The organism is Nitratireductor arenosus, assembly GCF_009742725.1.
Lineage (GTDB): Bacteria > Pseudomonadota > Alphaproteobacteria > Rhizobiales > Rhizobiaceae > Mangrovimarina > Mangrovimarina arenosa.
The window spans coordinates 705,572-729,235 of record NZ_WPHG01000002.1; the positions used below are offsets into that span (position 1 = coordinate 705,572).

At 64.5% G+C, this 23,664-nt stretch carries 22 protein-coding genes; 14 read left to right on the forward strand and 8 right to left on the reverse strand.

Annotation, left to right across the window (positions count from 1 at the left end; all coding sequences use genetic code 11):
- Positions 1–59: 59 nt before the first annotated feature.
- Positions 60–569 (reverse strand): SixA phosphatase family protein, encoded by a 510-nt coding sequence (locus GN330_RS10340; RefSeq protein ID WP_156712580.1) that lies wholly within the window; start codon positions 567–569, stop codon positions 60–62.
- A 211-nt stretch (positions 570–780) separates the two neighbouring features.
- Between GN330_RS10340 and dksA the strand changes: the two genes are divergently transcribed.
- Entirely contained in the window at positions 781–1,197 is a 417-nt protein-coding gene (gene dksA, locus GN330_RS10345) for an RNA polymerase-binding protein DksA (protein ID WP_156712581.1), read from the forward strand.
- Positions 1,198–1,314: 117 nt separating this feature from the next.
- Here dksA and GN330_RS10350 read toward each other — a convergent pair whose 3' ends face one another.
- Positions 1,315–2,316: a flagellar biosynthetic protein FliO gene (locus tag GN330_RS10350; RefSeq protein ID WP_343040529.1), complete on the reverse strand. Its 1,002-nt coding sequence runs from the start codon at positions 2,314–2,316 to the stop codon at positions 1,315–1,317.
- 30 nt (positions 2,317–2,346) lie between these two features.
- On the opposite strand from GN330_RS10350, the gene cckA reads away from it, so the two are divergent.
- A complete protein-coding gene (cckA, locus tag GN330_RS10355) occupies positions 2,347–4,935 on the forward strand; it encodes a cell cycle histidine kinase CckA (RefSeq protein ID WP_156712582.1) in 2,589 nt (862 codons plus the stop codon).
- Between the two features lie 36 nt (positions 4,936–4,971).
- On the opposite strand, the gene GN330_RS10360 is transcribed toward cckA, so the two are convergent.
- Together GN330_RS10360 and GN330_RS10365 are read right to left on the reverse strand one after the other, a co-directional pair.
- On the reverse strand, positions 4,972–5,895 hold the full coding sequence (locus GN330_RS10360) for a pseudouridine-5'-phosphate glycosidase (RefSeq protein WP_156712583.1): 924 nt from the start codon (positions 5,893–5,895) through the stop codon (positions 4,972–4,974).
- The gene (locus tag GN330_RS10365; RefSeq protein ID WP_156712584.1) at positions 5,892–6,866 is read right to left on the reverse strand and encodes a carbohydrate kinase family protein; all 975 of its coding nucleotides are present in this window, start codon (positions 6,864–6,866) and stop codon (positions 5,892–5,894) included. The genes GN330_RS10360 and GN330_RS10365 overlap by 4 nt, the downstream gene beginning before the upstream one ends.
- Before the next feature lie 208 nt (positions 6,867–7,074).
- Between GN330_RS10365 and GN330_RS10370 the strand changes: the two genes are divergently transcribed.
- From GN330_RS10370 to alaS, 5 genes are all read left to right on the forward strand, one after another.
- Positions 7,075–7,968 carry an IS1595 family transposase gene (locus GN330_RS10370; RefSeq protein ID WP_156712585.1) on the forward strand — a complete coding sequence of 298 codons (894 nt, stop codon included), beginning with the start codon at positions 7,075–7,077 and terminating at the stop codon, positions 7,966–7,968.
- Positions 7,969–8,094: 126 nt separating this feature from the next.
- Positions 8,095–8,610, forward strand: a complete 516-nt coding sequence (locus tag GN330_RS10375; protein WP_156712586.1) for a hypothetical protein — start codon at positions 8,095–8,097, stop codon at positions 8,608–8,610.
- An 81-nt stretch (positions 8,611–8,691) separates the two neighbouring features.
- Positions 8,692–9,042, forward strand: a complete 351-nt coding sequence (locus GN330_RS10380) for a hypothetical protein (RefSeq protein ID WP_156712587.1) — start codon at positions 8,692–8,694, stop codon at positions 9,040–9,042.
- A gap of 181 nt (positions 9,043–9,223) precedes the next feature.
- A complete protein-coding gene (gene recA, locus GN330_RS10385) occupies positions 9,224–10,309 on the forward strand; it encodes a recombinase RecA (protein ID WP_156712588.1) in 1,086 nt (361 codons plus the stop codon).
- A gap of 266 nt (positions 10,310–10,575) precedes the next feature.
- Complete coding sequence (alaS, locus tag GN330_RS10390) at positions 10,576–13,233, forward strand: alanine--tRNA ligase (RefSeq protein ID WP_156712589.1); 2,658 nt, start codon at positions 10,576–10,578, stop codon at positions 13,231–13,233.
- 93 nt (positions 13,234–13,326) lie between these two features.
- On the opposite strand, the gene GN330_RS10395 is transcribed toward alaS, so the two are convergent.
- Positions 13,327–14,532: an MFS transporter gene (locus tag GN330_RS10395; RefSeq protein WP_156712590.1), complete on the reverse strand. Its 1,206-nt coding sequence runs from the start codon at positions 14,530–14,532 to the stop codon at positions 13,327–13,329.
- Between the two features lie 125 nt (positions 14,533–14,657).
- Here GN330_RS10395 and GN330_RS10400 point away from each other — a divergent pair, with 125 nt between their 5' ends.
- Positions 14,658–15,500: an AraC family transcriptional regulator gene (locus GN330_RS10400; RefSeq protein WP_156712591.1), complete on the forward strand. Its 843-nt coding sequence runs from the start codon at positions 14,658–14,660 to the stop codon at positions 15,498–15,500.
- Between the two features lie 33 nt (positions 15,501–15,533).
- On the opposite strand, the gene GN330_RS10405 is transcribed toward GN330_RS10400, so the two are convergent.
- On the reverse strand, positions 15,534–15,986 hold the full coding sequence (locus tag GN330_RS10405) for a MarR family winged helix-turn-helix transcriptional regulator (protein ID WP_156712592.1): 453 nt from the start codon (positions 15,984–15,986) through the stop codon (positions 15,534–15,536).
- A gap of 48 nt (positions 15,987–16,034) precedes the next feature.
- On the opposite strand from GN330_RS10405, the gene GN330_RS10410 reads away from it, so the two are divergent.
- Positions 16,035–16,946, forward strand: coding sequence for an alpha/beta hydrolase (locus GN330_RS10410; RefSeq protein ID WP_156712593.1), 912 nt, complete (start codon positions 16,035–16,037; stop codon positions 16,944–16,946).
- 67 nt (positions 16,947–17,013) lie between these two features.
- On the opposite strand, the gene GN330_RS10415 is transcribed toward GN330_RS10410, so the two are convergent.
- Both GN330_RS10415 and GN330_RS10420 read right to left on the reverse strand, forming a co-directional pair.
- Positions 17,014–17,211, reverse strand: a complete 198-nt coding sequence (locus GN330_RS10415) for a helix-turn-helix transcriptional regulator (protein ID WP_156712594.1) — start codon at positions 17,209–17,211, stop codon at positions 17,014–17,016.
- Positions 17,208–17,579: a hypothetical protein gene (locus tag GN330_RS10420; RefSeq protein WP_156712595.1), complete on the reverse strand. Its 372-nt coding sequence runs from the start codon at positions 17,577–17,579 to the stop codon at positions 17,208–17,210. The genes GN330_RS10415 and GN330_RS10420 overlap by 4 nt, the downstream gene beginning before the upstream one ends.
- Positions 17,580–18,086: 507 nt before the next feature.
- On the opposite strand from GN330_RS10420, the gene GN330_RS10425 reads away from it, so the two are divergent.
- From GN330_RS10425 to GN330_RS10445, 5 genes are all read left to right on the forward strand, one after another.
- Positions 18,087–18,851: a DeoR/GlpR family DNA-binding transcription regulator gene (locus GN330_RS10425; RefSeq protein ID WP_156712596.1), complete on the forward strand. Its 765-nt coding sequence runs from the start codon at positions 18,087–18,089 to the stop codon at positions 18,849–18,851.
- A gap of 211 nt (positions 18,852–19,062) precedes the next feature.
- Positions 19,063–20,592, forward strand: a complete 1,530-nt coding sequence (gene glpD, locus GN330_RS10430) for a glycerol-3-phosphate dehydrogenase (protein ID WP_246188607.1) — start codon at positions 19,063–19,065, stop codon at positions 20,590–20,592.
- A 14-nt stretch (positions 20,593–20,606) separates the two neighbouring features.
- Positions 20,607–21,713 (forward strand): ABC transporter ATP-binding protein, encoded by a 1,107-nt coding sequence (locus tag GN330_RS10435; protein ID WP_156712598.1) that lies wholly within the window; start codon positions 20,607–20,609, stop codon positions 21,711–21,713.
- Positions 21,700–22,791: an ABC transporter ATP-binding protein gene (locus GN330_RS10440; protein ID WP_156712599.1), complete on the forward strand. Its 1,092-nt coding sequence runs from the start codon at positions 21,700–21,702 to the stop codon at positions 22,789–22,791. Before GN330_RS10435 ends, GN330_RS10440 begins: the two co-directional genes overlap by 14 nt.
- On the forward strand, positions 22,788–23,654 hold the full coding sequence (locus tag GN330_RS10445) for a carbohydrate ABC transporter permease (protein WP_156712600.1): 867 nt from the start codon (positions 22,788–22,790) through the stop codon (positions 23,652–23,654). The genes GN330_RS10440 and GN330_RS10445 overlap by 4 nt, the downstream gene beginning before the upstream one ends.
- Positions 23,655–23,664: the final 10 nt, after the last annotated feature.

Below are 23,664 nucleotides of genomic sequence, written 5' to 3' on the forward strand. Positions count from 1 at the left end.
CGTCACCGATATAGGCAGCGCGACCGCGAATTGGAATGGAGCGGCGGCGCGGACCCGGTTCATGCCCGCTCGGGCGTCAGGAACGCTTCGAGCCGCGCGTCGGCCGCCGACGCCTCGAAAAGCGGTCTGGCGAAAGAAAACACGGCCAGCCCGGCGGTCGGGAAACCGCGTGCCAGGCGCTGGCGGGCGTCGTCGTTGCCGTGTCGGGCGAAAGCGAAGGCCAGTTCCTCGATCATCGGGTTGTGACCGACGATCAAAAGCGCTTCGGCGTCGCCATTGTTGCGCATGATGGTCAGATAGGCGCTGGGATCTGACCCATAGAGGGAATTCGACATCAATGCCGCGCCAGCCTTGTGCCCGAGCGCGTTCGCGACGCCCTGCCAGGTCTCGAGCGCCCGGCGGGCCGGCGAGCACATGACGCGGCTCGGCACGTGGCCGCCCGCCCGCATCGCTGCGCCGATCGCGGTGGCCTCATCCCGGCCGTCTTCGGTCAAGGCCCGGTCAAAATCGCGCCCGCCCGGCTCGGCCCAGGCCGCCTTGGCATGGCGCAGCAGAAAGAGGCGGCTCATTCTGGTCTCCCCGTCCGGCGCCACGCGCACCGTCTCCGAGTTCGTTCGTAAGTCATCCGCCATGCCTCACGCAATATCGGCACCAGCCCCGGTTCCGCGCGAGCCGGCGAGGATCGTGACTGACAAAGACGTGATTTCTCCGACCTTTGTGCTTGTGCCGTCAGATTCGCCCGAATATATAAGCGCCGGTTCATTGTGCGGGGTGACTCGAATGAGTGGAACCAAGGAACGAAATTATGTCCCTACCGAGGACGAGCCGTTCATGAACGAACGGCAGAAGACCTATTTCAGGACCAAGTTGATCTCCTGGAAGACCGAGATCCTGCGCGAAGCGAGGGAAACCCTTGAATCGCTGCAGCAGGAAAACGCGAATCATCCCGATCTCGCCGATCGGGCGTCGTCGGAAACCGACCGGGCCATCGAATTGCGCGCCCGCGATCGCCAGCGCAAGCTGATCTCCAAGATCGACGCTGCCTTGCAGCGTATCGATGACGGCACCTACGGCTATTGCGAAGAGACCGGCGAGCCGATCTCGCTCAAGCGCCTGGACGCGCGCCCGATCGCGACCTTGTCGATCGAGGCGCAAGAGCGGCACGAACGGCGCGAAAAAGTCTATCGCGACGATTGAGACGACGTATAGGCAGGAAGGTGGAAACAGGCGGCTGACGAGGCCGTCTTTTTCATATGCGGGCCGTGCCACTTTCCGCCAGCCGCGACGCGACCCGGGCCGTGCCTTTATCGAAATCTATTTGTGGTCGCGTGAAAGCTCGCCGAGCAGTTTTGTCATTTCGTCGTCGAGCGACCCGTCCTTGGCATGCGCTTTCGGGGTTTCCACGCCCAAGGACTGATTGAGCTCGCGCAAGAGCGCGTCGTCCAGGTCGCCATCGTCATGGATTGCGGGCGCGGGCGCGGGCTTGGGCTCCGGTTTCGGCGCGGGCGCGCCGACTGGTGCGACGGCGGGGGCAGGTGTCGCTGGCCGCGCCGGGGCCGGCTGGGTCCTGGGGGCAGATGCAGGCTGGGCCGGGCGCCAGGCAGGAGCCTGCTTGGCGCCGGGTGGCGCGGGTTGCGACGCTGCCGGTCGGGCCGGCGGTGCGGCGGGGCGCGGTGTGGTCGCCGCGCGCTCAGGCCCGCGCAAACCCGAAAACGGACGGGCCGGGGCAGGTTCGGACTTTTCCGGCACGGACGGCGACGGCGGCGGTGCCTGGCGTGGAGGCGCGTCAGCCTCGTCGGTGATCGACCGCGACGATTTGTGGATCATGCGGATATCCTGTTCGACAACGATGTCGTTCGCGCCGCCGATCAGGATCAAATGTTCCACGTCGTCGCGTCGAACCAGCACGAGGCGGCGGCGGGTGTCGATCGCGGTGGCGTCCATGACTGCGAGCCGGGCCTTGCGGTTGCGCCCGCCGGCAATGAAGGTGCCTGCCGTTATTCCCCGCAGAAGACGCAAAGCGATCAGCGCGATGACGATGATGACGAGGGCCAACAGGACCCATCCGACCAGCGGCGCATATTGAGGTCCGATCATCCCTTCCAGCCATGCCGTCATTGCTGATTCCTTTCGCCCCTCATTTTGGTGGCGAACACTAAAACGTTTCATGTGTAAAAGGAAACGCTTCGGCTGGTCTTTCCGGCGGATACCGGTCACCGGTCGTGCCCGCCGCGGCAAACGGCCGGAATCTGCCTTGAAGCGGGCGGACGGGCTTTCGCCTGCGTGCAGAATGTGATTCATACCGGTCGGGGTCAATCGACAGGAATCGGGCAGGACGGAGCGTCAATGGCAGGAGAAGGCCGGGGGAAGGGCTATCCCGACCCGATCGTCGACCAGAATGCGCGCCCGGGCACGATTGCCCGTCTGGTCGTGTTCATCGTCGTCCTGATTTGCGCCGCCTTTTTGTTCGTGCTCATGCGCGACCGTTTCGGCGATCCGTTTCTGCTTGGCATGCTCGGCGTGTTGGCGATGATCGGCATCGGCTACCTGTTCGCGACCGCGATCGGTTTCGTGCAAATCGCCCCGCGCTCGAGTGGCGACGAACTCGCCAAAGCCTATGTCGATTCCATGCCGCAGGGGCTGATTGTCAGCGACCTGAAGGGCCGGGTCTGTTACGCCAACCGCGCCTATGCCGAGCTGACGGGAGCCAGTTCGGCCGCCGATGTCCGGTCGGTCGAGGGATTGTTGGCCGACAATCCCGATGCCGCGCCGGTCGTGGAACGGATCGCGTCCAGCCTGCGCGACGGGCAGAGCGGCGAGGGCGAATTCAGGCTGTCCCAGTCGATAAGGCCGGGCTCCGAGCCGGGCGCGCGGTGGTATCGCGCCAGGGCCCGCAGCTTCGCCGCGCCGGTTCAGCGTCAGCCGTTATTGTCCTGGCAGATCGAGGACATATCGGCCGAGCGCGCCGAACAGGAACGTTTCTTTCTCGATCTCCAGCAGGCGATCGACCATCTCGATCACGCACCCGCCGGCTTTTTTTCCACCGACGCGGACGATCGCGTGACCTACGTGAACGCCACGCTCGCCGAATGGCTGGGCATCGACCTGGCCAGTTTCACGCCCGGTTCCGTCACACTGCCGGAAATCGTCGCCGGCGACGGCATGGCCCTGATCCGCTCGGTCAAGGCGGAGCCCGGCTCGGTGCGCAACGCCGTCATCGACCTCGATCTGTTGACGGGCGGCGGCGAAGCGCTGCCGGTGCGTTTCATGCACAAAACCATGGCCAGCCGCGACGGCCTGCCCGGCGCGACCCGCACCATCGTGCTCAATCGCGCCAAGGGCGAGGACGCGACCGCCGATCTGCGCGCCTCGGAAGTGCGCTTCACGCGCTTCTTCAACTCCACGCCGATGGCGATCGCCGGCGTCGACGGCAAGGGACGCATTCTGCGCACCAACGCGCCCTTCCTGTCGCTGTTCGGCTCGGTTGTCGATCGCGCCTCGGTGGAACGCAAGCTGCGTCTGGAGACGGTCATCCATGAGCGCGATCGCGCGACCTTCACCGCCGCGCTCGAGAAAGCCAAGCTGCGCCAGGCCGACATCGCGCCGATCGACACCGTGCTTCCCGGCGACGACGAGCGTCACATGCGTTTTTACGTCAATGCCGTGGCCGATGCGGGCGAGGACGCCGAGGAAGCAGCGATCGTCTACGCCGTCGAGACCACCGAGCAGAAGGCGCTTGAGGCGCAGATGGCCCAGGGCCAGAAAATGCAGGCGGTCGGTCAACTCGCCGGCGGCATCGCGCATGACTTCAACAATGTGCTGACGGCCATCATCATGGCCTCGGATCTGTTGCTGACCAATCACCGCCCGTCGGATCCGTCCTTTCCCGACATCATGAACATCAAGCAGAACGCCAATCGCGCCGCCTCGCTGGTGCGGCAGCTCCTGGCCTTTTCGCGGCGCCAGACGCTGCGTCCGGAGGTCTTGAGCCTGACCGACGTGCTCGCCGATCTGCGCATGCTGTTGGCGCGGCTGATCGGCAACGAGATCAAGCTCAGGATCGAGCACGGCCGCGATCTGTGGCCGGTGCGCGTCGATCTCGGCCAGTTCGAGCAGGTCGTCGTCAACCTCACTGTCAACGCCCGCGACGCCATGCCCGATGGCGGCGAACTGGCGGTGCGCACCCGCAATTTCGCGGCGGACGAATGCGCGGGCCTTTCGTATCGCGAACTTGCGCCGGCGGATTACGTGCTGGTCGAGGTCCAGGATACCGGGACCGGTATCCCCGCCGACGTTTTGAAGAAGATTTTCGAGCCGTTCTTCACCACCAAGGAGGTCGGCAAGGGCACCGGGCTCGGCCTGTCGATGGTCTACGGTATCATCAAGCAGACCGGCGGTTTCATCTTCTGCGATTCGCAGGAGGGCGCCGGCACGACGTTCCGCATCTTCCTGCCGCGCCATATCGAAACCAAGTCGGACGAGACCGAAGAGGCCGCCGCCGCGGCCGAGAAGGCGCCGGGCGCACAACCGGCCGCCGCCGCGCCGCAAAAGGACCTGTCAGGATCGGCCACGGTGCTTCTGGTCGAGGACGAGGACGCCGTGCGCATGGGCGGTATGCGCGCGCTCACCTCGCGCGGCTACACCGTCCACGAGGCGACGTCGGGCATCGAGGCGCTGGAGATATTCAAGGAGCTCGACGGCAAGATCGACATCGTCGTCTCCGACGTGGTGATGCCGGAGATGGATGGGCCGACGCTTTTGGGCGAACTGCTCAAGCTGCAGCCCGATATCCGTTTCGTCTTCGTTTCCGGTTACGCCGAGGACGCATTCGCCAAAAACCTGCCCGAGGAAGCCAAGTTCGGCTTTTTGCCGAAACCGTTCTCGCTCAAGCAGTTGGCGACCGTGGTCAAGGACATGCTGGAAAACGGCGAGTGAGGCGGGCGTCGGCGCAGCCGGCGCCTGTATCGGCGATCAGGAGCCGCGCGCTGCGGCGATACGCGCGGCCAGCCGTGCATTGTTTTCCACCAGCGCGATATTGGTGGCAAGGCTGCGTCCGCCGGTCAACTCCAGGATGCGGGCGAGCAGGAACGGGGTGACGGCCTTGCCCGAAACCGCCTCGGCTTCGGCGTCGGCCTGCGCGGCGGCGATGAAACCGGCCATCTCGTCGGCCGGGATCTCGTGTTCGGTGGGAACCGGATTGGCGACCAGCATGCCGCCGCCGAGCCCGAGCGCGCCACGGGTCTCGAAAAATCCGGCGATCGCCTCCGGTGTGTCGAGCCGCAGCGGTGCGGCATGCGGCGAGCGGCGCGACCAGAAGGCCGGCATTGTGTCGCTGCCATAGGCGACCACCGGCACGCCGCGGCTTTCCAGCACCTCGAGCGTCTTGTCGATGTCGAGAATCGCCTTGGCGCCGGCCGATACCACGATGACCGGCGTGCGGGCGAGTTCGTCGAGATCGGCGGAGATGTCGAAACTGGTCTCCGCCCCCTTGTGCACGCCGCCGATGCCGCCGGTGGCGAACACCTCGATGCCGGCGAGTGCCGCGCCGATCATGGTGGCGGCGACCGTGGTGCCGCCGGTCCGTCGCTGGCTCACCGCAAAGGCGAGATCGGCGCGCGACAGTTTCATCGCGGCTCCGGTCTTGGCGAGCGCGGTGCGTTCCTCGTCCGACAGGCCTATCTTGAGACGCCCGTCGATGACGGCGATCGTGGCCGGCACGGCGCCTTCGGCTGCGACGATGGTTTCGACATTGGCCGCCATCTCGGCGTTCTGCGGATAGGGCATGCCGTGGGTGATGATGGTGCTTTCGAGCGCGACCACCGGTTTTTTGTCGGCGAGCGCGCGCGCCACCGGGGCGGCGATGTCGATGAAGGCCTGGGCTCTGTGCGGGATCATGGGCAAACCATTTTGTCTTGCGGGAGCGGGAGAGGAACGGCCTGCGGCACCCGCGTCAGCGTCCGTGCGAAAGCAAGCGCGTTGTAATCGGCGATCGCGGCGGGGCTTTCGATGCACAGCACGGCCGCGGCAATCCCCCGGCGCAGTGCCTCGGAAAACGGGATTTTTACCGTCAGGCTCTCGACCATTGTGCCGGCGAGCGCGTCGCCGGCACCGGTGACGTCGCTGATCTTTCGCGGCGGCGGCGGTGTCAGAAGATAAAGCGCCTCGTCGTCGAAGGCGATAAGTTCGCCGCCGCCGGCCGTCACCACCGCGCTGGCGAGGCCCGCCGCGCGCAACGCTTCGACCAGAGTGTGCGGCGCCGCGCCCGCGTCCGTCGCCGTCAGCGCCGCCGCCTCGCGCCGGTTCATGAACAGGCAGGCGAGCCGGTCGGCGAGCGGGGCCAGGCGGCCGACCTTGGCCGGTGAAATCGCGATCGCGTAAAGCGGGGTGCCGGCGGCGAGGCCGGCCAGCCGTTCGAGGGCGGCGGCGGAAAGATTGGCATCGCATAAAACCGCGTCAGCTGACGCGATCGCCGCGCGCGGCTTGGCGCGGCGCACCAGCCTGTCGAAGGCGGCGTCGTAAAGCGCCATGTCGGCAAGGGCGGCGACCACGTCGCCGTCGGCGTCGAGGATGGCGGTGTAGCTCGCCGTGGTGCGGTCGAGGTAGACCGCCGACAGATCCTCGATGCGGGCCGCTGCGATCGCGCCCGCCACGGCCTCGCCGGCCGCGTCGCCGCCACGTGCCGACACCAGCGCGACGCGGCCCCCGCGCCCGGCGATAACGCGCGCGGCGTTGAAGACGCCGCCGCCGACCTCCTCGCGCATTGCGCCGGGGTTGGAGGCGCCGGGCACGAACGGGCCGGCGACCCGGCCGCGCCGGTCGATATGGGCGCCGCCGATGGCGAGGATGGTGCAAGGCGGTGAAGGCATCGGGGTGCCGGACTGCGAGGACAAGGCGGGCCGGCGCGCGGCCGGCGCGGCGACCTTACCGGCCGGGTTTCGCGCTGGCAACGGGCCCGGCCGAATCGGCCGAGCCGCACCCTTGGCGGGGGCGGGACACGGCGGGCGAGGGGATACATCCGGAAGAGTGCGGATGTATCCCCTTGAAACATGTAGAGCGAATCCCTATATTCGGAGAATGAGCAAGAAGCCCAAAGCCCCGACACTCAAAGATTTCCTCGCACAGTTCCCCGACGATGATTCGTGCCTCGATCATCTGATGGCTACCCGCTACGGAAAGCGCCACGAATGCGCCAAGTGCGGCAGGCTCGCCAACTTCCACCGCGTGAAGTCGCGCCGCTGCTACGAATGCGATTTCTGCGGCTATCAGGTCTATCCGACCGCCGGGACGCCGTTCGAGAACACCCGCACATCCCTGCGGGACTGGTTCCACGTCATGTTCATGTTCACGACTTCCCGAAACGGGGTGTCCGCCAAGGAAGTCCAGCGCACCATCGGCGTGACGTACAAGACCGCTTGGCGCATGTGCAACCTGATCCGCCAGTACATGGGCTATGTCGATGGCGATAATTCGCTTGGCGGCAAGGGCGGCGGCATCGTCGAGGCCGACAAGGCGTTTATCGGCGGCAAGGACAAACGCGGCCACGACGACAAAGCCATCGTGATCGGCATCACCGAGCGCGGCGGCGAAACGGTCACACGCGTCATTCCCTCACGCCGTGAAAAGGACGTGCTCCCCGCCATCGCGAAATGGGTCCGGCAAGGTTCGCGCATCGCGACCGACGAGGCCAAGGCGTTCAGGAACCTTGGCGAGTACGGCTATCGCCACGGTACCGTCAATCACTCCGAAGGCCAGTATGTCTCGGGTCAGGTCCACACCAACACCATCGAAGCGTTCTGGGCGAACGTGAAACGGTCTATCGAGGGGACTTACGTTTCGGTGTCGAAGAAGTGGCTCCAGACCTATCTTTGGGAGTTCGAGTACCGCCAGAACCTTCGGAAGCACCCGCATCTGATGCTCGACCTGCTTTTGCAGTCTTTCCCGCGTCCGGCTCCAAAGGCGGACGCGTAAGCATCGCCTTTAGGAGGGTGTTGAAGCGGTCATTCCCGTCCGGTTGATCCATAGCCTATCTCAAGTTGCAGAACTCTGCATTGTAGCGGATAAAGAGGCGATTTGGTGGGTTTCTGTGCGGTGTAGATGGCAATTCGATCTCTAATCGCGGCTTTTGCCATTGGGCTCTGCCTTTGCGCATCAGGGCAGGCCCAAGAACAGAGCGATTCCTCCCAAAGGCAGGAAGACGCCGAACAGGCACCAGCCGATAATCTTTATGCGCCATTCCGTGTTGAAATTGTCGAGGATCAAGCCGAGGCCGATACCCGCCAGCGCCGCGAAGCCGAAAGCCGGAAACGCGAGGAAGATGACCTTATCGCCCAACAGGGTATGAACTCGGCCACGGAGCTGATGGCCAACTACGCTTGGTGGCAAACTGTTGCGACTTGGGTCGGCGCGATCCTTGTCGCCGGCACGTTGGTACTGATGATTTACGCCAACAAATCCGCCGTGCAGGCGGCAAACGCTGCGATGCAGGGGGTCAAAGACGCACGTCGCATCGGCCAAGCGCAAGTCGCCGCCTATCTTGCCATTGAGGGTGGTGAGTTCACATTGACCGAACAATCCTTTCACGGATGGGTCAACGTCAAGAACCATGGGTAGACGCCCGCTAATTGGCCCGCAATCTACATAAGCCTGTCGGCGAGGACCAAATGGTCCGGCGGTTCTTTCGTGGATACCGGATTGGGCGATCTCAGAAAGGGTATCGCAAGCGTCAACCGCCACCCAGCTATTGAGGCACGCAAGCGAAGGATACAAGCCGGGGCGAGCTCTCGTTTCCATTTTCACTGGCTGCACAATCAACTTAGCGAAAACCTTGTCGGGCAGATCAGGTCTGACCGCACAGATGTCATTATATCCTGTAATCTCGAATGGCTTGATGTCTTTGAAAATCGAGGGGCAATTAGAACCGAACTGAGTAGTCACCCGGATTTCGCCCAGCCGCCCGAAACTACGAAAGTGCGCGTGGGCGATCTGTATGTTCGCGAATACCAGACAAGCAAACACAACGATTCGGAGAAGCCAACCTTCTAACTTACATGCTTCAAGGGGATACATCCGGAAGAGTGGAAATCGGAACAAAAATCGAACATTATAGTCAAATCATTGATTTTAAGAAAAATTTGTAGACTTGCATAAATGGAACAAAACAGGTACAAATCGGCAAGGAATTAGAAGCGACCGGGCTTCATTGACGATCGAAGGGTAATGTATCATGGCTCAGAACTCATTGCGGTTGGTTGAGGACAATTCGGTGGATAAAACCAAGGCTCTGGATGCGGCGCTTTCGCAGATCGAGCGTGCGTTCGGCAAGGGCTCGATCATGCGGCTTGGCCGCAACGAGCAGGTGGTCGAGATCGAGACTGTGTCGACCGGCTCGCTCGGGCTCGATATCGCGCTCGGCGTGGGTGGGCTGCCCAAGGGCCGCATCATCGAGATTTACGGGCCGGAAAGCTCGGGCAAGACGACGCTGGCGCTACACACGGTGGCCGAGGCGCAGCGCAAGGGCGGCATCTGCGCCTTCGTCGACGCCGAGCACGCGCTCGATCCGGTCTATGCCCGCAAGCTCGGCGTCGACCTGGAAAACCTTCTGATCTCGCAGCCCGACACGGGCGAGCAGGCGCTGGAGATCTGCGACACGCTGGTGCGTTCCGGCGCGATCGACGTGCTGGTGATCGATTCTGTCGCCGCCCTGACGCCGCGCGCCGAGATCGAGGGCGAGATGGGCGATTCTCTGCCGGGTCTGCAGGCGCGGCTGATGAGCCAGGCGCTGCGCAAGCTGACCGCCTCGATCTCGCGCTCCAACACCATGGTCGTCTTCATCAATCAGATCCGCATGAAGATCGGCGTCATGTTCGGCTCGCCCGAAACCACCACCGGCGGCAATGCGTTGAAATTCTACGCCTCGGTCCGACTCGACATTCGCCGCATCGGCGCGGTCAAGGATCGCGACGAAGTCACCGGCAACCAGACCCGGGTCAAGGTGGTGAAAAACAAGCTCGCGCCGCCCTTCAAGCAGGTCGAGTTCGACATCATGTATGGCGAGGGCGTGTCGAAGACCGGCGAACTGGTCGATCTCGGGGTGAAGGCGGGCATCGTGGAAAAATCCGGTGCCTGGTTTTCCTACAATTCGCAGCGGCTCGGCCAGGGCCGCGAAAACGCCAAGCAGTTCTTGCGCGACAATCCGGAGATGGCCGACGAGATCGAACTGGCGCTGCGCCAGAATGCGGGTCTGATCGCGGAGAAGTTCCTAGACGAGGGCGGTCCGGAGGAAGATGGCGACGACGTCGCGGAGATGTAAATTCTTCTCCCAAAGCGCCTGACGAAAAGGCCGCCGCGGTCGATGCCGGGCGGCCTTTTGTCGTGCATGGATTTTGCGGCCGGGCGGGCGGCGGGAGCGCGCCTTGTTGCCGACGCGCAGTGCGTTGCCGCGGAGATGTTCGCGGCCGGGCGGGCGCGGGCTGCGACCTGGCTTTAAAACGGTTTCTGGACAGCCATCCGGGCGGGCGATAAGAAGCCGGTTCGCAATTTCCGGGTTTTTCCGGCGGTTTTCAAGAAGGCACATCCATGAGCGGCGTCAACGCGATTCGGTCGGCTTTTCTCGACTTCTTCAAAAAGAACGGCCACGAGGTGGTGGCGTCCGGGCCGCTGGTGCCGCGCAACGACCCGACGCTGATGTTCACCAATGCCGGTATGGTGCAGTTCAAGAACGTCTTTACCGGCCTCGAGCAGCGCCCATATAACCGCGCCGTGACGGCGCAGAAATGCGTGCGCGCAGGCGGCAAGCACAATGATCTCGACAATGTCGGCTACACCGCACGCCATCACACGTTTTTCGAGATGCTCGGCAATTTCTCGTTCGGCGACTATTTTAAGGACGTCGCCATCGAACTCGCCTGGACGCTGATCACCAAGGAGTTCGGCCTTGCCAAGGACCGGCTCCTGGTCACCGTCTATCATACCGACGACCAGGCCTTCGATTTGTGGAAGAAGATTGCCGGACTGCCGGACGAACGCATCATCCGCATTCCCACCCACGACAATTTCTGGGCGATGGGCGATACTGGGCCGTGCGGCCCGTGTTCGGAGATTTTTTTCGACCATGGTGAGGCCATCCCCGGTGGCCCGCCCGGCAGCCCCGACGAGGACGGCGACCGCTTCATCGAGATCTGGAACCTGGTCTTCATGCAGTTCGAGCAGCTGACCCGGGACGAGCGCGTCGACCTGCCGCGTCCGTCAATCGACACCGGCATGGGGCTGGAGCGGGTCGCGGCCGTCTTGCAGGGCGAGCACGACAATTACGACATCGACCTGTTCAAGGCGCTGATCGCGGCGGCCGTCGAGGCGACCGGGGTTGCCGCCGAGGGCAAGGCCCGGGCGAGCCATCGCGTCATTGCCGATCATCTGCGGGCGTCGAGCTTCTTGATTGCCGATGGCGTGTTGCCGTCGAACGAGGGCCGCGGCTACGTGTTGCGCCGCATCATGCGCCGCGCCATGCGCCATGCCCAACTTCTTGGTGCCGCCGATCCGCTGATGTGGCAGCTGGTGCCGGCGCTCACCCGCGAGATGGGCCAGGCCTATCCCGAGCTGGTGCGCGGCGAGGCGCTGATCACCGAAACGCTCAGGCTGGAGGAAACCCGCTTCCGCAAGACGCTGGCGCGCGGCCTGACATTGCTTTCGGACGCCACCGACAGTTTCGGCGACGGCGACCGGCTTGACGGCGAAACCGCGTTCAAGCTCTACGACACCTATGGTTTTCCGATCGACCTGACCCAGGATGCGTTGCGCCAGCGCGGTATTTCGGTCGATCTCGACGGTTTCAATGCGGCCATGGAGCGCCAGAAAGCGGAAGCGCGCGCCTCCTGGTCCGGGTCCGGCGAGGCGGCGACCGAAACGGTCTGGTTCCAGATCAAGGAGGAGGTCGGGGCGAGCGAGTTTCTGGGTTACGCCAATGAGGGCGCCGAGGGTGTGGTCCGGGCGCTGGTGCGCGACGGCGCCAGGGTCGATGCGGCCGCGGACGGCGAGGCGGTTGCCGTGGTCGTCAACCAGACGCCGTTTTACGGCGAATCCGGCGGCCAGGTCGGCGACACCGGCCGCATCGCCGGCGAGGGGTTCGAGATCGTGGTCACCGACACGCAAAAGAAAGTCGACGGGCTGATCGTGCACTTCGGCCGCGTCGAGCGTGGCACCGTCGCGCCGGGCGCGGTCGTGCATCTTGAGGTCGACCATGCGCGCCGCGCGCGGCTCAGGGCCAATCACTCCGCCACCCACCTCGTTCACGAGGCGCTGCGCGAGGTGCTGGGCACGCATGTGGCCCAGAAGGGCTCGCTGGTCGCGCCGGAGCGGCTACGTTTCGACTTTTCGCACCCCAAGCCGATTTCGGCCGACGAGATCGAGCGCGTCGAGCGCATAGCCAACGAAATCGTCGTACAGAATGCGCCGGTGACCACCCGGCTGATGGCGGTCGACGACGCCATCGCGGAAGGCGCGATGGCGCTGTTCGGCGAAAAATACGGCGACGAGGTCCGCGTGGTGTCGATGGGCACCGCGCTCCACGGCGACAAGGCGGGCAAAACCTATTCGGTGGAGCTGTGCGGCGGCACCCATGTCGCGGCGACCGGCGATATCGGGTTGGTGCGTGTCGTGTCGGAAGGCGCGGTCGCGTCTGGCGTGCGCCGCGTCGAGGCGCTGACCGGCGAGGCGGCCAGGCGCCATCTCGACACGCAGGAGCGCCGACTGAAGTCGATCGCGGCGGCGCTGAAGGTCGCGCCGGCCGATGCCGAAGGTCGTGTGGAAACCTTGATCGAGGAGCGTCGTCGGCTCGAACGCGAGCTCGCCGAAGCCCGAAAAAAACTCGCACTCGGCGGAGGCGAACAGGCTCAGGCCGAAAGCGAGAGCATCGCCGGCACCGGCTTCATCGGCCGCGTCGTTGAGGGTGTTTCGCCGAAGGAACTCAAACCGCTGGCCGACGAGGGCAAGACCTCGCTGGGATCGGGCGTGGTGGTTTTCGTCGGCACGGGCGAAGACGGCAAGGCGAGCGTGGTGGTCGGCGTCACCGAGGACCAGACGGAGCGCTTCAGCGCCGTCGATCTGGTGCGGATCGCCTCGGCCGCGCTCGGCGGCAAGGGCGGCGGCGGGCGGCCGGATATGGCTCAGGCCGGCGGCCCGGACGCTTCAAAAGCACATGAGGCGATCGCCGCGGTCAGGGCCGCGATCGCCGGTTAGAGCCGTCCCCATTTAAGAGGAACGGCTCTGGGTCGTGACCCTGAAAAGTGGAGGCCGGCTCCGCTTTTCGCGATCCTGCTCCTGGGCCCGGCTCTAACGACGCGCGTTTTTCAGATTGGGCAGGAAGATCGTCAACAGGCCGAGCAGCGGCAGGAAGGAACACACCGTGTAGACATAGCCGATCCCCTTGACGTCGGCGACGATGCCCAGCACCGCCGCGCCAAGGCCGCCGAGCCCGAAGGCGAAGCCGAAAAACAGGCCGGCGACCATGCCGACCCGACCCGGCAGCAATTCCTGCGCGAACACCACGATCTGCGGAAAGGCCGACGACAGGATCAGGCCGATCATGATCGTCAGCACCGGTGTCCAAGCATAGCTGGCATAGGGCAGGGCGAGTGTGAACGGCAGCACGCCCAGGATCGAGAACCAGATCACTGTCTTGGAGCCGAAGCGGTCGCCGATCGGGCCGCCGAGGATCGTCCCGGCCGCCGCCGCGCCGAGGAAGACAAACAGCAGGACCTGCGATTCCTGCACCGATACGTTGAACTTTTCGATGACATAGAACGTGTAATAGCTGCTGATCGAGGCCAGATAGACATGTTTGGAAAACACCAGCACGATCAGCACGGCCAATGTCAGCATCACCCGCCGGCGCGACAGGTCGAGCGTCATCGGCGCGGACGGCCGCGACGCGGCGCGCTTCTGGTAGGCCGAATACCAGCCGCCGACGCGCCACAGGATCACCATGCCGATCATCGCGGCCACCGAGAACCAGGCGACCGAGCCCTGGCCGCGCGGCACGACGATGAAGGCGGCCAGAAGCGGACCGATCGCGGTACCGAAATTGCCGCCGACCTGGAACAGGGCCTGGGCGAGGCCGTAGCGTCCGCCGGAGGCAAGGCGGGCCACGCGCGAGGATTCGGGATGAAAGATCGCCGATCCCAGACCGACAAAGGCTGCGCCGAGCAACAGCAGCGGATAGGTGCCGGCCGTTGCCAAAAGCAGCAGCCCGATCATCGTCGAACCCATGCCGGCCGAGAGGGAATAGGGCATCGGCCGCTTGTCGGCGACGATGCCGACCAGCGGCTGCAGCAGCGAGGCGGTGACTTGGAAGGCAAGCGTCAAAAGGCCGATTTGCCAGAAATCGAGGCCGTAATCGCCTTTCAGCATCGGATAGAGCGCAGCCAGCAGCGACTGCATCACATCGTTGAGCAGATGGCAGAAACTAACTGCCAGGATGACCGCGTAGACGGTGCGCTCGGGCGCAAGCCGGGCGGGGGCGGCTAAGGTGTCGGTCAAGGCAGGCTCCTTCTGCGCACGGTCGCGCGCCGTGGCCGAACGGTTATAGATGGGCTGGCCGTGACCTTCTTTGCTGGTTTGGTCTATTTGTTTCGTGTGTGGGCCAGCGATTTGAGTGACAGACGATGCGCGATGCCGCGATCAGGGCGATTCACGAAACCCATGCCTTGAACCGGCGCGACGACGACCGGCGGGATTTCATCGAGCGCGCCGGCGGGGCGGTGGTCGCACTTGCGAGTGCCTATCCGGACGGTCACCACGTGGCGGCGCACCGGCATGGTCGTTCGCAGCTGCTTCACGTGCGCTCCGGCATCGTGCTCGCCACCACCGATGTCGGCCGCTGGATGGTGCCGGGCGGCCAGGCTTTATGGATTCCGGCGGGCACCATCCATGCCGTTGACATGATGGGCGGTGTGCGCATGCAGTCGGCCTATGTGCGGCCGGCGGCGATCGCCGGCCCGCCGGCATCGCTGCGGGTCGTCGCTATGACCGGCCTGATGCGCAGCTTGATGGCCGAAGCGGTCGCGATCGGCGAAACGAAGAGCGTCGACGGCCGCGACGCCCTGCTGCTCGGGCTCATCCTGCACGAGATGCCGCGGCTTGAGGAATTGCCGCTCGGCCTGCCGTTTCCGAGCGATCCGCGGTTTGTCGCGCTGTGTCGCCGTTATCTTGACGCGCCGACGCCGGCGGTGACCATCGACGGCTGGGCGCGCGAGACCGGCATGAGCCGGCGCACATTCACCCGGCGGTTTCAGCGCGAAACCGGGCTTAGCCTGTCCGTCTGGCGTCAGCAGGCCAGCCTGTTCGCCGCACTGCCGCGCCTGTCGGAAGGCGAGGCGGTGACCTCCGTCGCGCTCGATCTCGGTTATGAGAGCGTGGCCGCTTTCACCACCATGTTCAAGCGCATGCTGGGCACCTCGCCGCGCGATTATCTGTCGGCGAACGCGCCGGCGGCCGGCCGAGAGTGAAGCCGCGGCGGTCGGAAACGGCCGGCCCCGGCTTCACTCCTCGGCGAGCGTGTCCACGATGCGGCGCATCTGCTCGCCCATGGCGTCGCACTCGCTGGGCGAGGATCGCGCCATGACGGTGTCGATCAGCTCGGTATAGACGGCGAGTGCCTTCATCAGCCGCTGTTCGCCCGCCGGCGTCAGATAAAGGCGCATGACGCGCTTGTCGGACGAATCGCTCTCGCGCCGCACCAGGCCTTGCGATTCGAGCTGCGGCAGCAACATGGTGATGTTGGAGCGTCCCACCAGCAGCCGGCGCGCCAGATCGTGCTGCGACTGGCCCGGGTGGCGGTAGAGATTCATCAGCATGTCGAGCTGCGCGAGCTTCAGGTCGAGCGGCGCCAGCGCCTTCGACAACGCGCGTACCACCGCCTTTTCGGCGCGCACTACGGCGATCCAGTTGCGAAAGCGCGGATTGTCCCACGGCAGGTCTTGTTTTTTGTTCATTCTTGAACTAATAATGTTCACGGTTGAACTAATTCACGGTGGCCCACCATGGCATCATTTCCGTTGACTGTCATCCGTTCCGCGTTCCGCATCGCCGACCATATCGCGCCCCGGCTCGCCGGTCGCGCCGCCTTCGAGCTTTTCTGCCGTACCCCGCATCCGCAACGGGTTTCGGACAGGGAAAGGCGGGCGCTCGATCAGGCGGCGCCCTTCATGGCCGAGGCGCGACTGCATCGGCTCACAACCCGGTCGGGCTGTGTCGCCGCGTACGATTTCCGCCCGCCGCCGGGCACCGAAAGGCGGCGCACGGTGCTTGTCATCCATGGCTGGCGCTCGCGCAGCGACCACATGGTGGCGATCATCGATGCCTTGCGCCGCGACGGCGCACGGGTGATCGCGATCGACCTGCCCGGCCATGGCAAGTCGGCGGGGCGACGCCTCAACATGGCCAACGCGGTCGAGGCGGCGGCGACCGCCGGCGCGTGGTTCGGTCCGTTCGAGGCCGTGATCGGCCATTCCTTCGGCGGCGCGGTCGCCGTTAACGCGCTTGTCGGTTCGGTCAGTGGCGTCGAGAAGCTGGTGGCCGAACGGCTGGTGCTGGTTTCGGCGCCCAATTCCATGCCGTCCTTCTTCGCCGAATTCGGCCGCATGCTCGACCTCGGTCCGCGCGCCCAGACCGCGCTGTTCGATCATGTCGAGAGGCTGACCGGCCGCCCACTGGAAGACTATGTCGGCGCCGACCAGCTTGCCCGGCATCGGTTTCCAACCCTCGTGCTTCACGCGCCCTGCGACAAGGAGGTGCCGGCCGAAAACGCCAGGGCCTATGACGACGCGGGGCCGCATGTGCGGCTGGTCTGGGCGCCTGGCCTCGGCCACAGGCGCATCCTGGCCGGTCCCGGTGTGCTCGCCGAACTGACCCGATTTGCGGCCGGCGAACGCGCGTTGTCGCTGGTGGATTAGGACGTGAAACCCCGATGGCAGCAATATCCGGTTACAGGCGATTTTGATAAAGGTAAGGTCGTTGGCCTCAATCCCGTACGGGCTGGAAAACGTCCTCGATCGCCATGCCGAAGAGGCGCGCGATGCTGAAGGCAAGGGGCAGGCTCGGATCATAGCGACCTCGCTCCAAGGCGTTGACCGTTTGTCGGGACACGCCGAGATGCCTGGCGAGATCGGCCTGCGACCATCCGTGCTGCTGGCGCAGTTGCTGGATGCTGTTGTTCATCCGTATCGCACTCGCCCAAGCACAACGCCAATGACCCACAATGTCGCCATGATCGGCCACACGATGAACATCGACAGCCTGGGAAGTCCAACGCCTTCGAGGAAACCGTAACCGAACGTAATCAATGCCGTCCCGGCGAAAGCGAGCGCCAGGGCCTCAAACTGCAACTTGCGTTGCATTTCGTCCAATTTGCGGATGCTGCGAACGACGACGCCGCAAATGAAGATCACGGGAAGCATGGGACTGAGCGATACCACCGTGCGGAAAACCGCGCCTTCGATCCCGCCGGTCAACAGTTTTTCTGAGACGACCAGCGCGGCGGCATAGGCGGCTAATCCGATCAGCATTAAGAACAAGCTTCGTTTCATAGGGCACCTTTGTAAAGCGTGCTTTACGTTGAGGGGATATGATGGTTCCGGGTCGATGTTGAAGGAGGCAGCGGATCGTCGGATCCGGCCGTCCTGCCGCATCTTCCCCCGAAGCCGGATTTTGCGTCCCTGCAGACAGGATCCGGTGTCGTCCGTCTCAACACGGGCGCGTTTGACCGCCTGGACTTGATGATCCGGCCAGGAGCGCGGTGGCGGCGTCGTGAGCGGCGCGCGACACCGTCCAGCGGGAAAAAACCAAACCGGTCGATTGTGGTCGACACACGACATCAGCAGCGTGCCGTGCTCTCGGCACGGACGGTTTTCATCAGCCTGGCCGAAAAAACCACGTCACCGAATTGCTGTCGTCCAAGGGGGGCCGGCCTCGGCGAAGGGGCCAGTGGGCGGTGCAGGTTTAGGCGTGGCGCGCGGGCGGGACAACAAATCGCTTGCAATCCACCGATTTTCGCTTTCTCTTCTTCGAAAGAGAAACGAAAGCAGGCCTGAGTCATGTATCTGACGCCGCGCCACACTGCCATCATCGACATGGCCAAGCAGCACGGTCGCGTCACCGTGGAGGATCTGGCGACGGAGTTCGGCGTCACGCCGCAGACGATCCGCAAGGATCTCAACGATTTATGCGATCAGCGCCATCTCACCCGCATCCATGGCGGCGCGCTCTACCCGTCGGGCATCGAAAACATGCAATATGAGGCGCGGCGCAAGATCGCGGCCGACGAAAAGGCAGCGATCGGCCGGGCGGCCGCCCGCCTGATCCCCGACAGCGCCTCGCTGTTCATCAATATCGGCACCACGACCGAGGCGGTGTCGCGGGCGCTGCTCGATCACAACGGATTGATGGTAATCACCAATAACATCAACGTTGCCAACAGGATGCGGGTCTATCCTTCGATCGAGGTAGTGATCGCCGGCGGCGTCGTCCGTGGCGCCGACGGCGGTATTGTCGGCGAGGCGGCGGTCGATTTCATCCGCCAATTCAAGGTCGATTATGCCGTGATCGGCGCGTCGGCGATCGACCAGGACGGCGCGCTGCTGGATTTCGACTTTCGCGAGGTCAAGGTCGCGCAAGCCATCATCGCCAATGCGCGCCACGTCATCCTGGTCGCCGATTCGACCAAGTTCGAGCGCACCGCGCCGGTGCGCATCGGCCATCTGTCGCAGGTCGACACCTTCATCACCGACCAGTGCGGCTTCGAGGCGATCCGCGCCATCTGCGCCGAAGCCGAGGTGCGGCTGATCGAATCGGGCCGGTAGAGCCGTTCCGCTTTTCGCGGATTCGCAGACCGGCTCTAATTTGTTGTTTTGACGCGCTTTTGAACGATGGGCCGGTTTCCACTTCGCCTGGAAGCGCTTTAGCGGCACTTTGATGGCAACTTTCGTTTGACACGCGCTTTTATTTCGATTTAGTTCTTTTTAACGCTTTCGCCTCGCGTTTATGTTGCATTGCGAAAGCCGGGAGGATTTCTTGAGCGACGACCGGCTCTACGACATCGCCGTCATCGGCGGCGGCATCAATGGCTGCGGCATCGCCCGCGACGCGGCGGGGCGCGGCTATTCGGTGTTTCTGGCCGAGCAGAACGATCTCGCCAGCGGCACCTCATCATGGTCGACCAAGCTGATCCATGGCGGCCTGCGCTATCTGGAATTCTACGAATTCAGGCTGGTACGCGAGGCGCTGATGGAGCGCGAGGTGTTGTGGCGCCTGGCGCCGCACATCATCTGGCCGATGCGTTTCGTGCTGCCGCATCACAAGGGCCTGCGGCCGGCCTGGCTGCTGCGTCTCGGCCTGTTTCTGTACGACCATATTGGCGGACGCAAATTGCTGCCGGCCACCAAAACGCTCGACATGCGCCGCGACGCGGCCGGCAAGCCGCTGAAGCCGCTGTTCTCGCGCGCCTTCGAATATTCCGACTGCTGGGTCAACGACGCCCGGTTCGTGGTGCTCAACGCCCGCGACGCCGCCGATCGCGGCGCCGATATCCGCACCCGCACCAAAATCGTGCGCGCCGGTCGCGACGGCGACGTCTGGCGCATCGAAACCCAGGATCGCGACAGCGGGTTCAAGCAGACGGTGCGCGCGCGCATGCTGGTCAACGCGGCCGGTCCCTGGGTCGACGAGGTCCTGGCCGGCGCGCTCGGCAGGAACGGCGTCGCCAATGTGCGGCTCGTCCAGGGCAGCCATATCGTCATCACGCGCAAATTCGACGATCCGCGCGCTTATTTCTTCCAGAACCGCGACGGCCGCATCATCTTCGCCATCCCCTACGAGGAGGATTTCACGCTGATCGGCACCACCGATCGCGATTATGACGGCGAACCCGGCAAGGCGGCGATCAGCGACGAGGAAATCGATTATCTGTGCGCGGCGGCCAGCGAATACTTCGCCGAGCCGGTTCGCCGCGCCGACATCGTGTGGACCTATTCGGGCGTGCGCCCGCTCTACGACGACGGCGCCTCCAAGGCACAGGAGGCGACCCGCGACTATGTGCTCAAGGGTGAGGGCGGCGACGGCCAGGCGCCGCTGGTGAATATTTTCGGCGGCAAGATCACCACTTATCGGCGGCTCGGCGAGGCGATGCTGGACAGGATCGGCGTTGAGATCGGAAAAAAGGGCGAGCCGTGGACGGCCGACGCGCCGCTGCCCGGCGGGGATTTTCCGGTCGCGGGCTTTGCCGACGAGGTCGAGCGGCTGCGCGCGGATTACGCCTTTCTGGAACCAGCGCATGCCCGCCGGCTGGTGCGTCTTTACGGCACGCGCGCGCGCTCCATACTCGGCACCGCGCGCACGCAGGCCGATCTGGGCCGCTGTTTCGGGGCGGACCTTTACGAGTGCGAGGTGCGCTATTTGATGGAAAACGAATGGGCGGTCGGCGCGGAGGACGTGCTGTGGCGCCGGACCAAGCGGGGACTGCGGCTGTCGGGCGAGGAGGCGGCGGCCCTGGAGGCGTTCATGCGCGAGACCGGCGGGCGGGCCGATACCGCGGCCGCGGGCTAGGCTGGAGCGGGCGGATGCTTGAACTGAGGAACGTGTCCAAGATCGTCGGCGGCGACACGCATATCCGCGACGTGTCGCTGGCGGTCGAGCGCGGCACGCTCAACGTGCTGCTCGGCCCCACGCTTGCCGGCAAGACGACGCTGATGCGGCTGATGGCCGGGCTCGACGTGCCGACCACCGGCAGCGTGTGGTTCGACGGCGCCGACGTGACCGGGGTCGCGGTGCAAAAGCGCAACGTCGCCATGGTCTACCAGCAATTCATCAACTATCCGGCGATGACGGTCTACGAAAACATCGCCTCGCCGCTCAGGGTGGCCGGCGCCGCCGCCGACCAGATCGACAAGGAGGTGCGCCGCGCGGCCGAATTGTTGCGGCTGTCGCCCTATCTCGAGCGCACGCCGCTCAACCTGTCGGGCGGCCAGCAGCAGCGCACCGCGCTGGCGCGCGCGATCGTGAAGAATGCCGGCCTGGTGCTGCTTGACGAGCCGCTCGCCAATCTGGACTACAAGCTGCGCGAGGAACTGCGCGACGAATTGCCGAAGATTTTTGCCGAATCCGGCGCGATCTTCGTCTACGCCACCACCGAGCCGCACGAGGCGCTGCTTCTGGGCGGCAACACGGCCACGCTGTCGCAGGGCCGGGTGACGCAGTTCGGCTCCACGATCGACGTGTTCCGCAATCCGGTCGACCTCGTCACCGCGCAGACCTTTTCCGATCCGCCGCTGAACACGATCGACGTCGTCAAGGCGGGCGCGGCCTTCGAGCTTGGCCACGGCGTGCGCCTCAAAGCCGTAGACGGGTTTGCAGCGCTTGCCGACGGCGCCTACCGCGCCGGTTTCCGCCCGCACCATCTTGCGCTGGAAAGCCCGTCGCCGGACGCCGGCGAACTGACGGCAACGGTGACGGTGACCGAACTCACCGGCTCGGAAAGCTTCGTGCACCTCGATTTCGCCGGCCAGAGCTGGGTGATGCTGGCGCCCGGCATCCACGATTTCGAGGTCGGCAGTCAGATCAGGGCGTTTATCGACACGCGCCACCTGATGATCTTCGACGCGCACGGCCGCACGGTCGCCGGCGTCGACGCAGGGACGGGGCGGGGAGGGCACGATGGCCAGGATTGAACTCGACCATATCCGCCACTCCTATCTCGCCCACCCGGCGCGCGACGACGACTATGCGCTGAAGGAAGTGCATCACGTTTTCAAGGATGGCGGCGCCTACGCGCTCTTAGGCCCGTCGGGCTGCGGCAAGACCACCTTGCTCAACATCATCTCCGGGCTGCTGCACGCCTCCGAGGGCCGGCTTCTGTTCGACGGCGAGGATGTCTCGCACTATCCGACCGAAGCGCGCAACATCGCCCAGGTGTTCCAGTTTCCCGTCGTCTACGACACGATGACGGTTTACGACAATCTCGCCTTTCCGCTGCGCAATCGCGGCGTCGGCGAGGCCGAGGTCGAACGCAAGGTGCGCGAGACGCTCGACATGATCGACCTGAACGACTGGGCCGACCGCAAGGCCCAGGGCATGACCGCCGACCAGAAGCAGAAGATCTCGCTCGGACGCGGCCTGGTGCGCTCCGACGTCAACGCCATCCTGTTCGACGAGCCGCTGACGGTGATCGATCCGCACATGAAATGGGTGCTGCGCTCGCAGCTCAAGCTGCTGCACAAGCGCTTCGGCCACACCATGGTCTATGTCACGCACGACCAGACCGAGGCGCTGACCTTCGCCGATTCCGTGGTGGTGATGTATGAGGGCGAGATCGTCCAGATCGGCACGCCGGCCGATCTTTTCAATCGGCCCAGGCACACCTTTGTCGGCTATTTCATCGGTTCGCCGGGCATGAATGTCATGCCGGTCTCGGTGGCCGGGCGCCAGGCGCGTTTCGGCGAGGAAACCATCGAGCTGCCCGGCACGCCGAAAACGCCGATGGGCGGGGCGATCGAGCTCGGCGTGCGCCCCGAATTCGTGCGCATCGGCCACCGCGGCATGCCGGCGACGATCCACAAGGTCGAGGATATCGGCCGCCAGAAGATCGTTCGCGCCGTGGTCAACGGCCACGCGGTGGCGGCGGTGCTCGGCGAGGACGGCGAGATACCGGCCGAGCCGCGCGTCAGCTTCGCGCCCGAAGGCATCAACATCTATGCCGGGTCATGGCGCGTCGATTACGAGAACGCGTCCGAGGGAGAAGCGGCATGAACAAGCCCTGGAACAACAAGGCCTGGTTCCTGGTGCTGCCGGTGCTGGCGCTGGTGGCGTTTTCTGCCGCGATCCCGCTGATGACGGTGGTCAACTATTCGGTCCAGGACACGTTCGGCGGCAACCAGTTCTTCTGGGCCGGCACGGAATGGTTCGAGGAAATCCTGTCGTCCGACCGGTTCTGGGCCGCGATGGGCCGCAATCTGGTGTTTTCGGGGATCATTCTGGCCATCGAGGTGCCGCTCGGCATCCTGATCGCGCTCAACATGCCGCGCCGCGGCTGGGGCGTGTCGGTGTGCCTGGTGTTGATGGCCTTGCCGCTGCTCATTCCCTGGAACGTGGTCGGCACGATCTGGCAGGTCTTCGGCCGCATCGATATCGGCCTTCTCGGCCGGGCCACTTGGGCGCTGGGCATTGACTACAATTACGTCAACGATCCGTTCGACGCCTGGATCACGGTGATCGTGATGGATGTTTGGCACTGGACCAGCCTGGTGGTGCTGTTGTGTTATGCCGGGTTGGTCTCCATTCCCGACGCCTATTACCAGGCCGCGCGCATCGACGGGGCCTCGCGCTGGGCGGTATTCCGCTACATCCAGCTGCCGAAGATGAAGCGGGTTTTGACCATCGCCATCCTGCTGCGCTTCATGGATTCCTTCATGATCTACACCGAGCCGTTCGTCGTCACGGGCGGCGGGCCGGGCAATTCGACGACGTTTTTGTCGATCGACCTGGTCAAGACGGCGATCGGCCAGTTCGACCTCGGCCCGGCGGCGGCGATGTCGCTGATCTACTTCCTGATCATCCTGCTGTTGTCGTGGGTGTTTTACACCGTCATGACCAATTACGACGCGGAGAAGTGAGATGGCCGCG

Bases quoted from the DNA above. Each gene is read 5' to 3' on its own strand.
- GN330_RS10375 (WP_156712586.1), top strand. From the start codon at position 8,095: ATGGCAATTCGATCTCTAATCGCGGCTTTTGCCATTGGGCTCTGCCTT.
- GN330_RS10360 (WP_156712583.1), bottom strand. From the start codon at position 5,895: ATGATCCCGCACAGAGCCCAGGCCTTCATCGACATCGCCGCCCCGGTG.
- GN330_RS10365 (WP_156712584.1), bottom strand. From the start codon at position 6,866: ATGCCTTCACCGCCTTGCACCATCCTCGCCATCGGCGGCGCCCATATC.
- GN330_RS10435 (WP_156712598.1), top strand. From the start codon at position 20,607: ATGCTTGAACTGAGGAACGTGTCCAAGATCGTCGGCGGCGACACGCAT.
- GN330_RS10410 (WP_156712593.1), top strand. From the start codon at position 16,035: ATGGCATCATTTCCGTTGACTGTCATCCGTTCCGCGTTCCGCATCGCC.
- GN330_RS10425 (WP_156712596.1), top strand. From the start codon at position 18,087: ATGTATCTGACGCCGCGCCACACTGCCATCATCGACATGGCCAAGCAG.
- GN330_RS10440 (WP_156712599.1), top strand. From the start codon at position 21,700: ATGGCCAGGATTGAACTCGACCATATCCGCCACTCCTATCTCGCCCAC.
- GN330_RS10340 (WP_156712580.1), bottom strand. From the start codon at position 569: ATGAGCCGCCTCTTTCTGCTGCGCCATGCCAAGGCGGCCTGGGCCGAG.
- GN330_RS10400 (WP_156712591.1), top strand. From the start codon at position 14,658: ATGCGCGATGCCGCGATCAGGGCGATTCACGAAACCCATGCCTTGAAC.
- GN330_RS10420 (WP_156712595.1), bottom strand. From the start codon at position 17,579: ATGAAACGAAGCTTGTTCTTAATGCTGATCGGATTAGCCGCCTATGCC.
- GN330_RS10445 (WP_156712600.1), top strand. From the start codon at position 22,788: ATGAACAAGCCCTGGAACAACAAGGCCTGGTTCCTGGTGCTGCCGGTG.
- GN330_RS10405 (WP_156712592.1), bottom strand. From the start codon at position 15,986: ATGAACAAAAAACAAGACCTGCCGTGGGACAATCCGCGCTTTCGCAAC.
- recA (WP_156712588.1), top strand. From the start codon at position 9,224: ATGGCTCAGAACTCATTGCGGTTGGTTGAGGACAATTCGGTGGATAAA.
- cckA (WP_156712582.1), top strand. From the start codon at position 2,347: ATGGCAGGAGAAGGCCGGGGGAAGGGCTATCCCGACCCGATCGTCGAC.
- GN330_RS10370 (WP_156712585.1), top strand. From the start codon at position 7,075: ATGAGCAAGAAGCCCAAAGCCCCGACACTCAAAGATTTCCTCGCACAG.
- GN330_RS10415 (WP_156712594.1), bottom strand. From the start codon at position 17,211: ATGAACAACAGCATCCAGCAACTGCGCCAGCAGCACGGATGGTCGCAG.
- alaS (WP_156712589.1), top strand. From the start codon at position 10,576: ATGAGCGGCGTCAACGCGATTCGGTCGGCTTTTCTCGACTTCTTCAAA.
- dksA (WP_156712581.1), top strand. From the start codon at position 781: ATGAGTGGAACCAAGGAACGAAATTATGTCCCTACCGAGGACGAGCCG.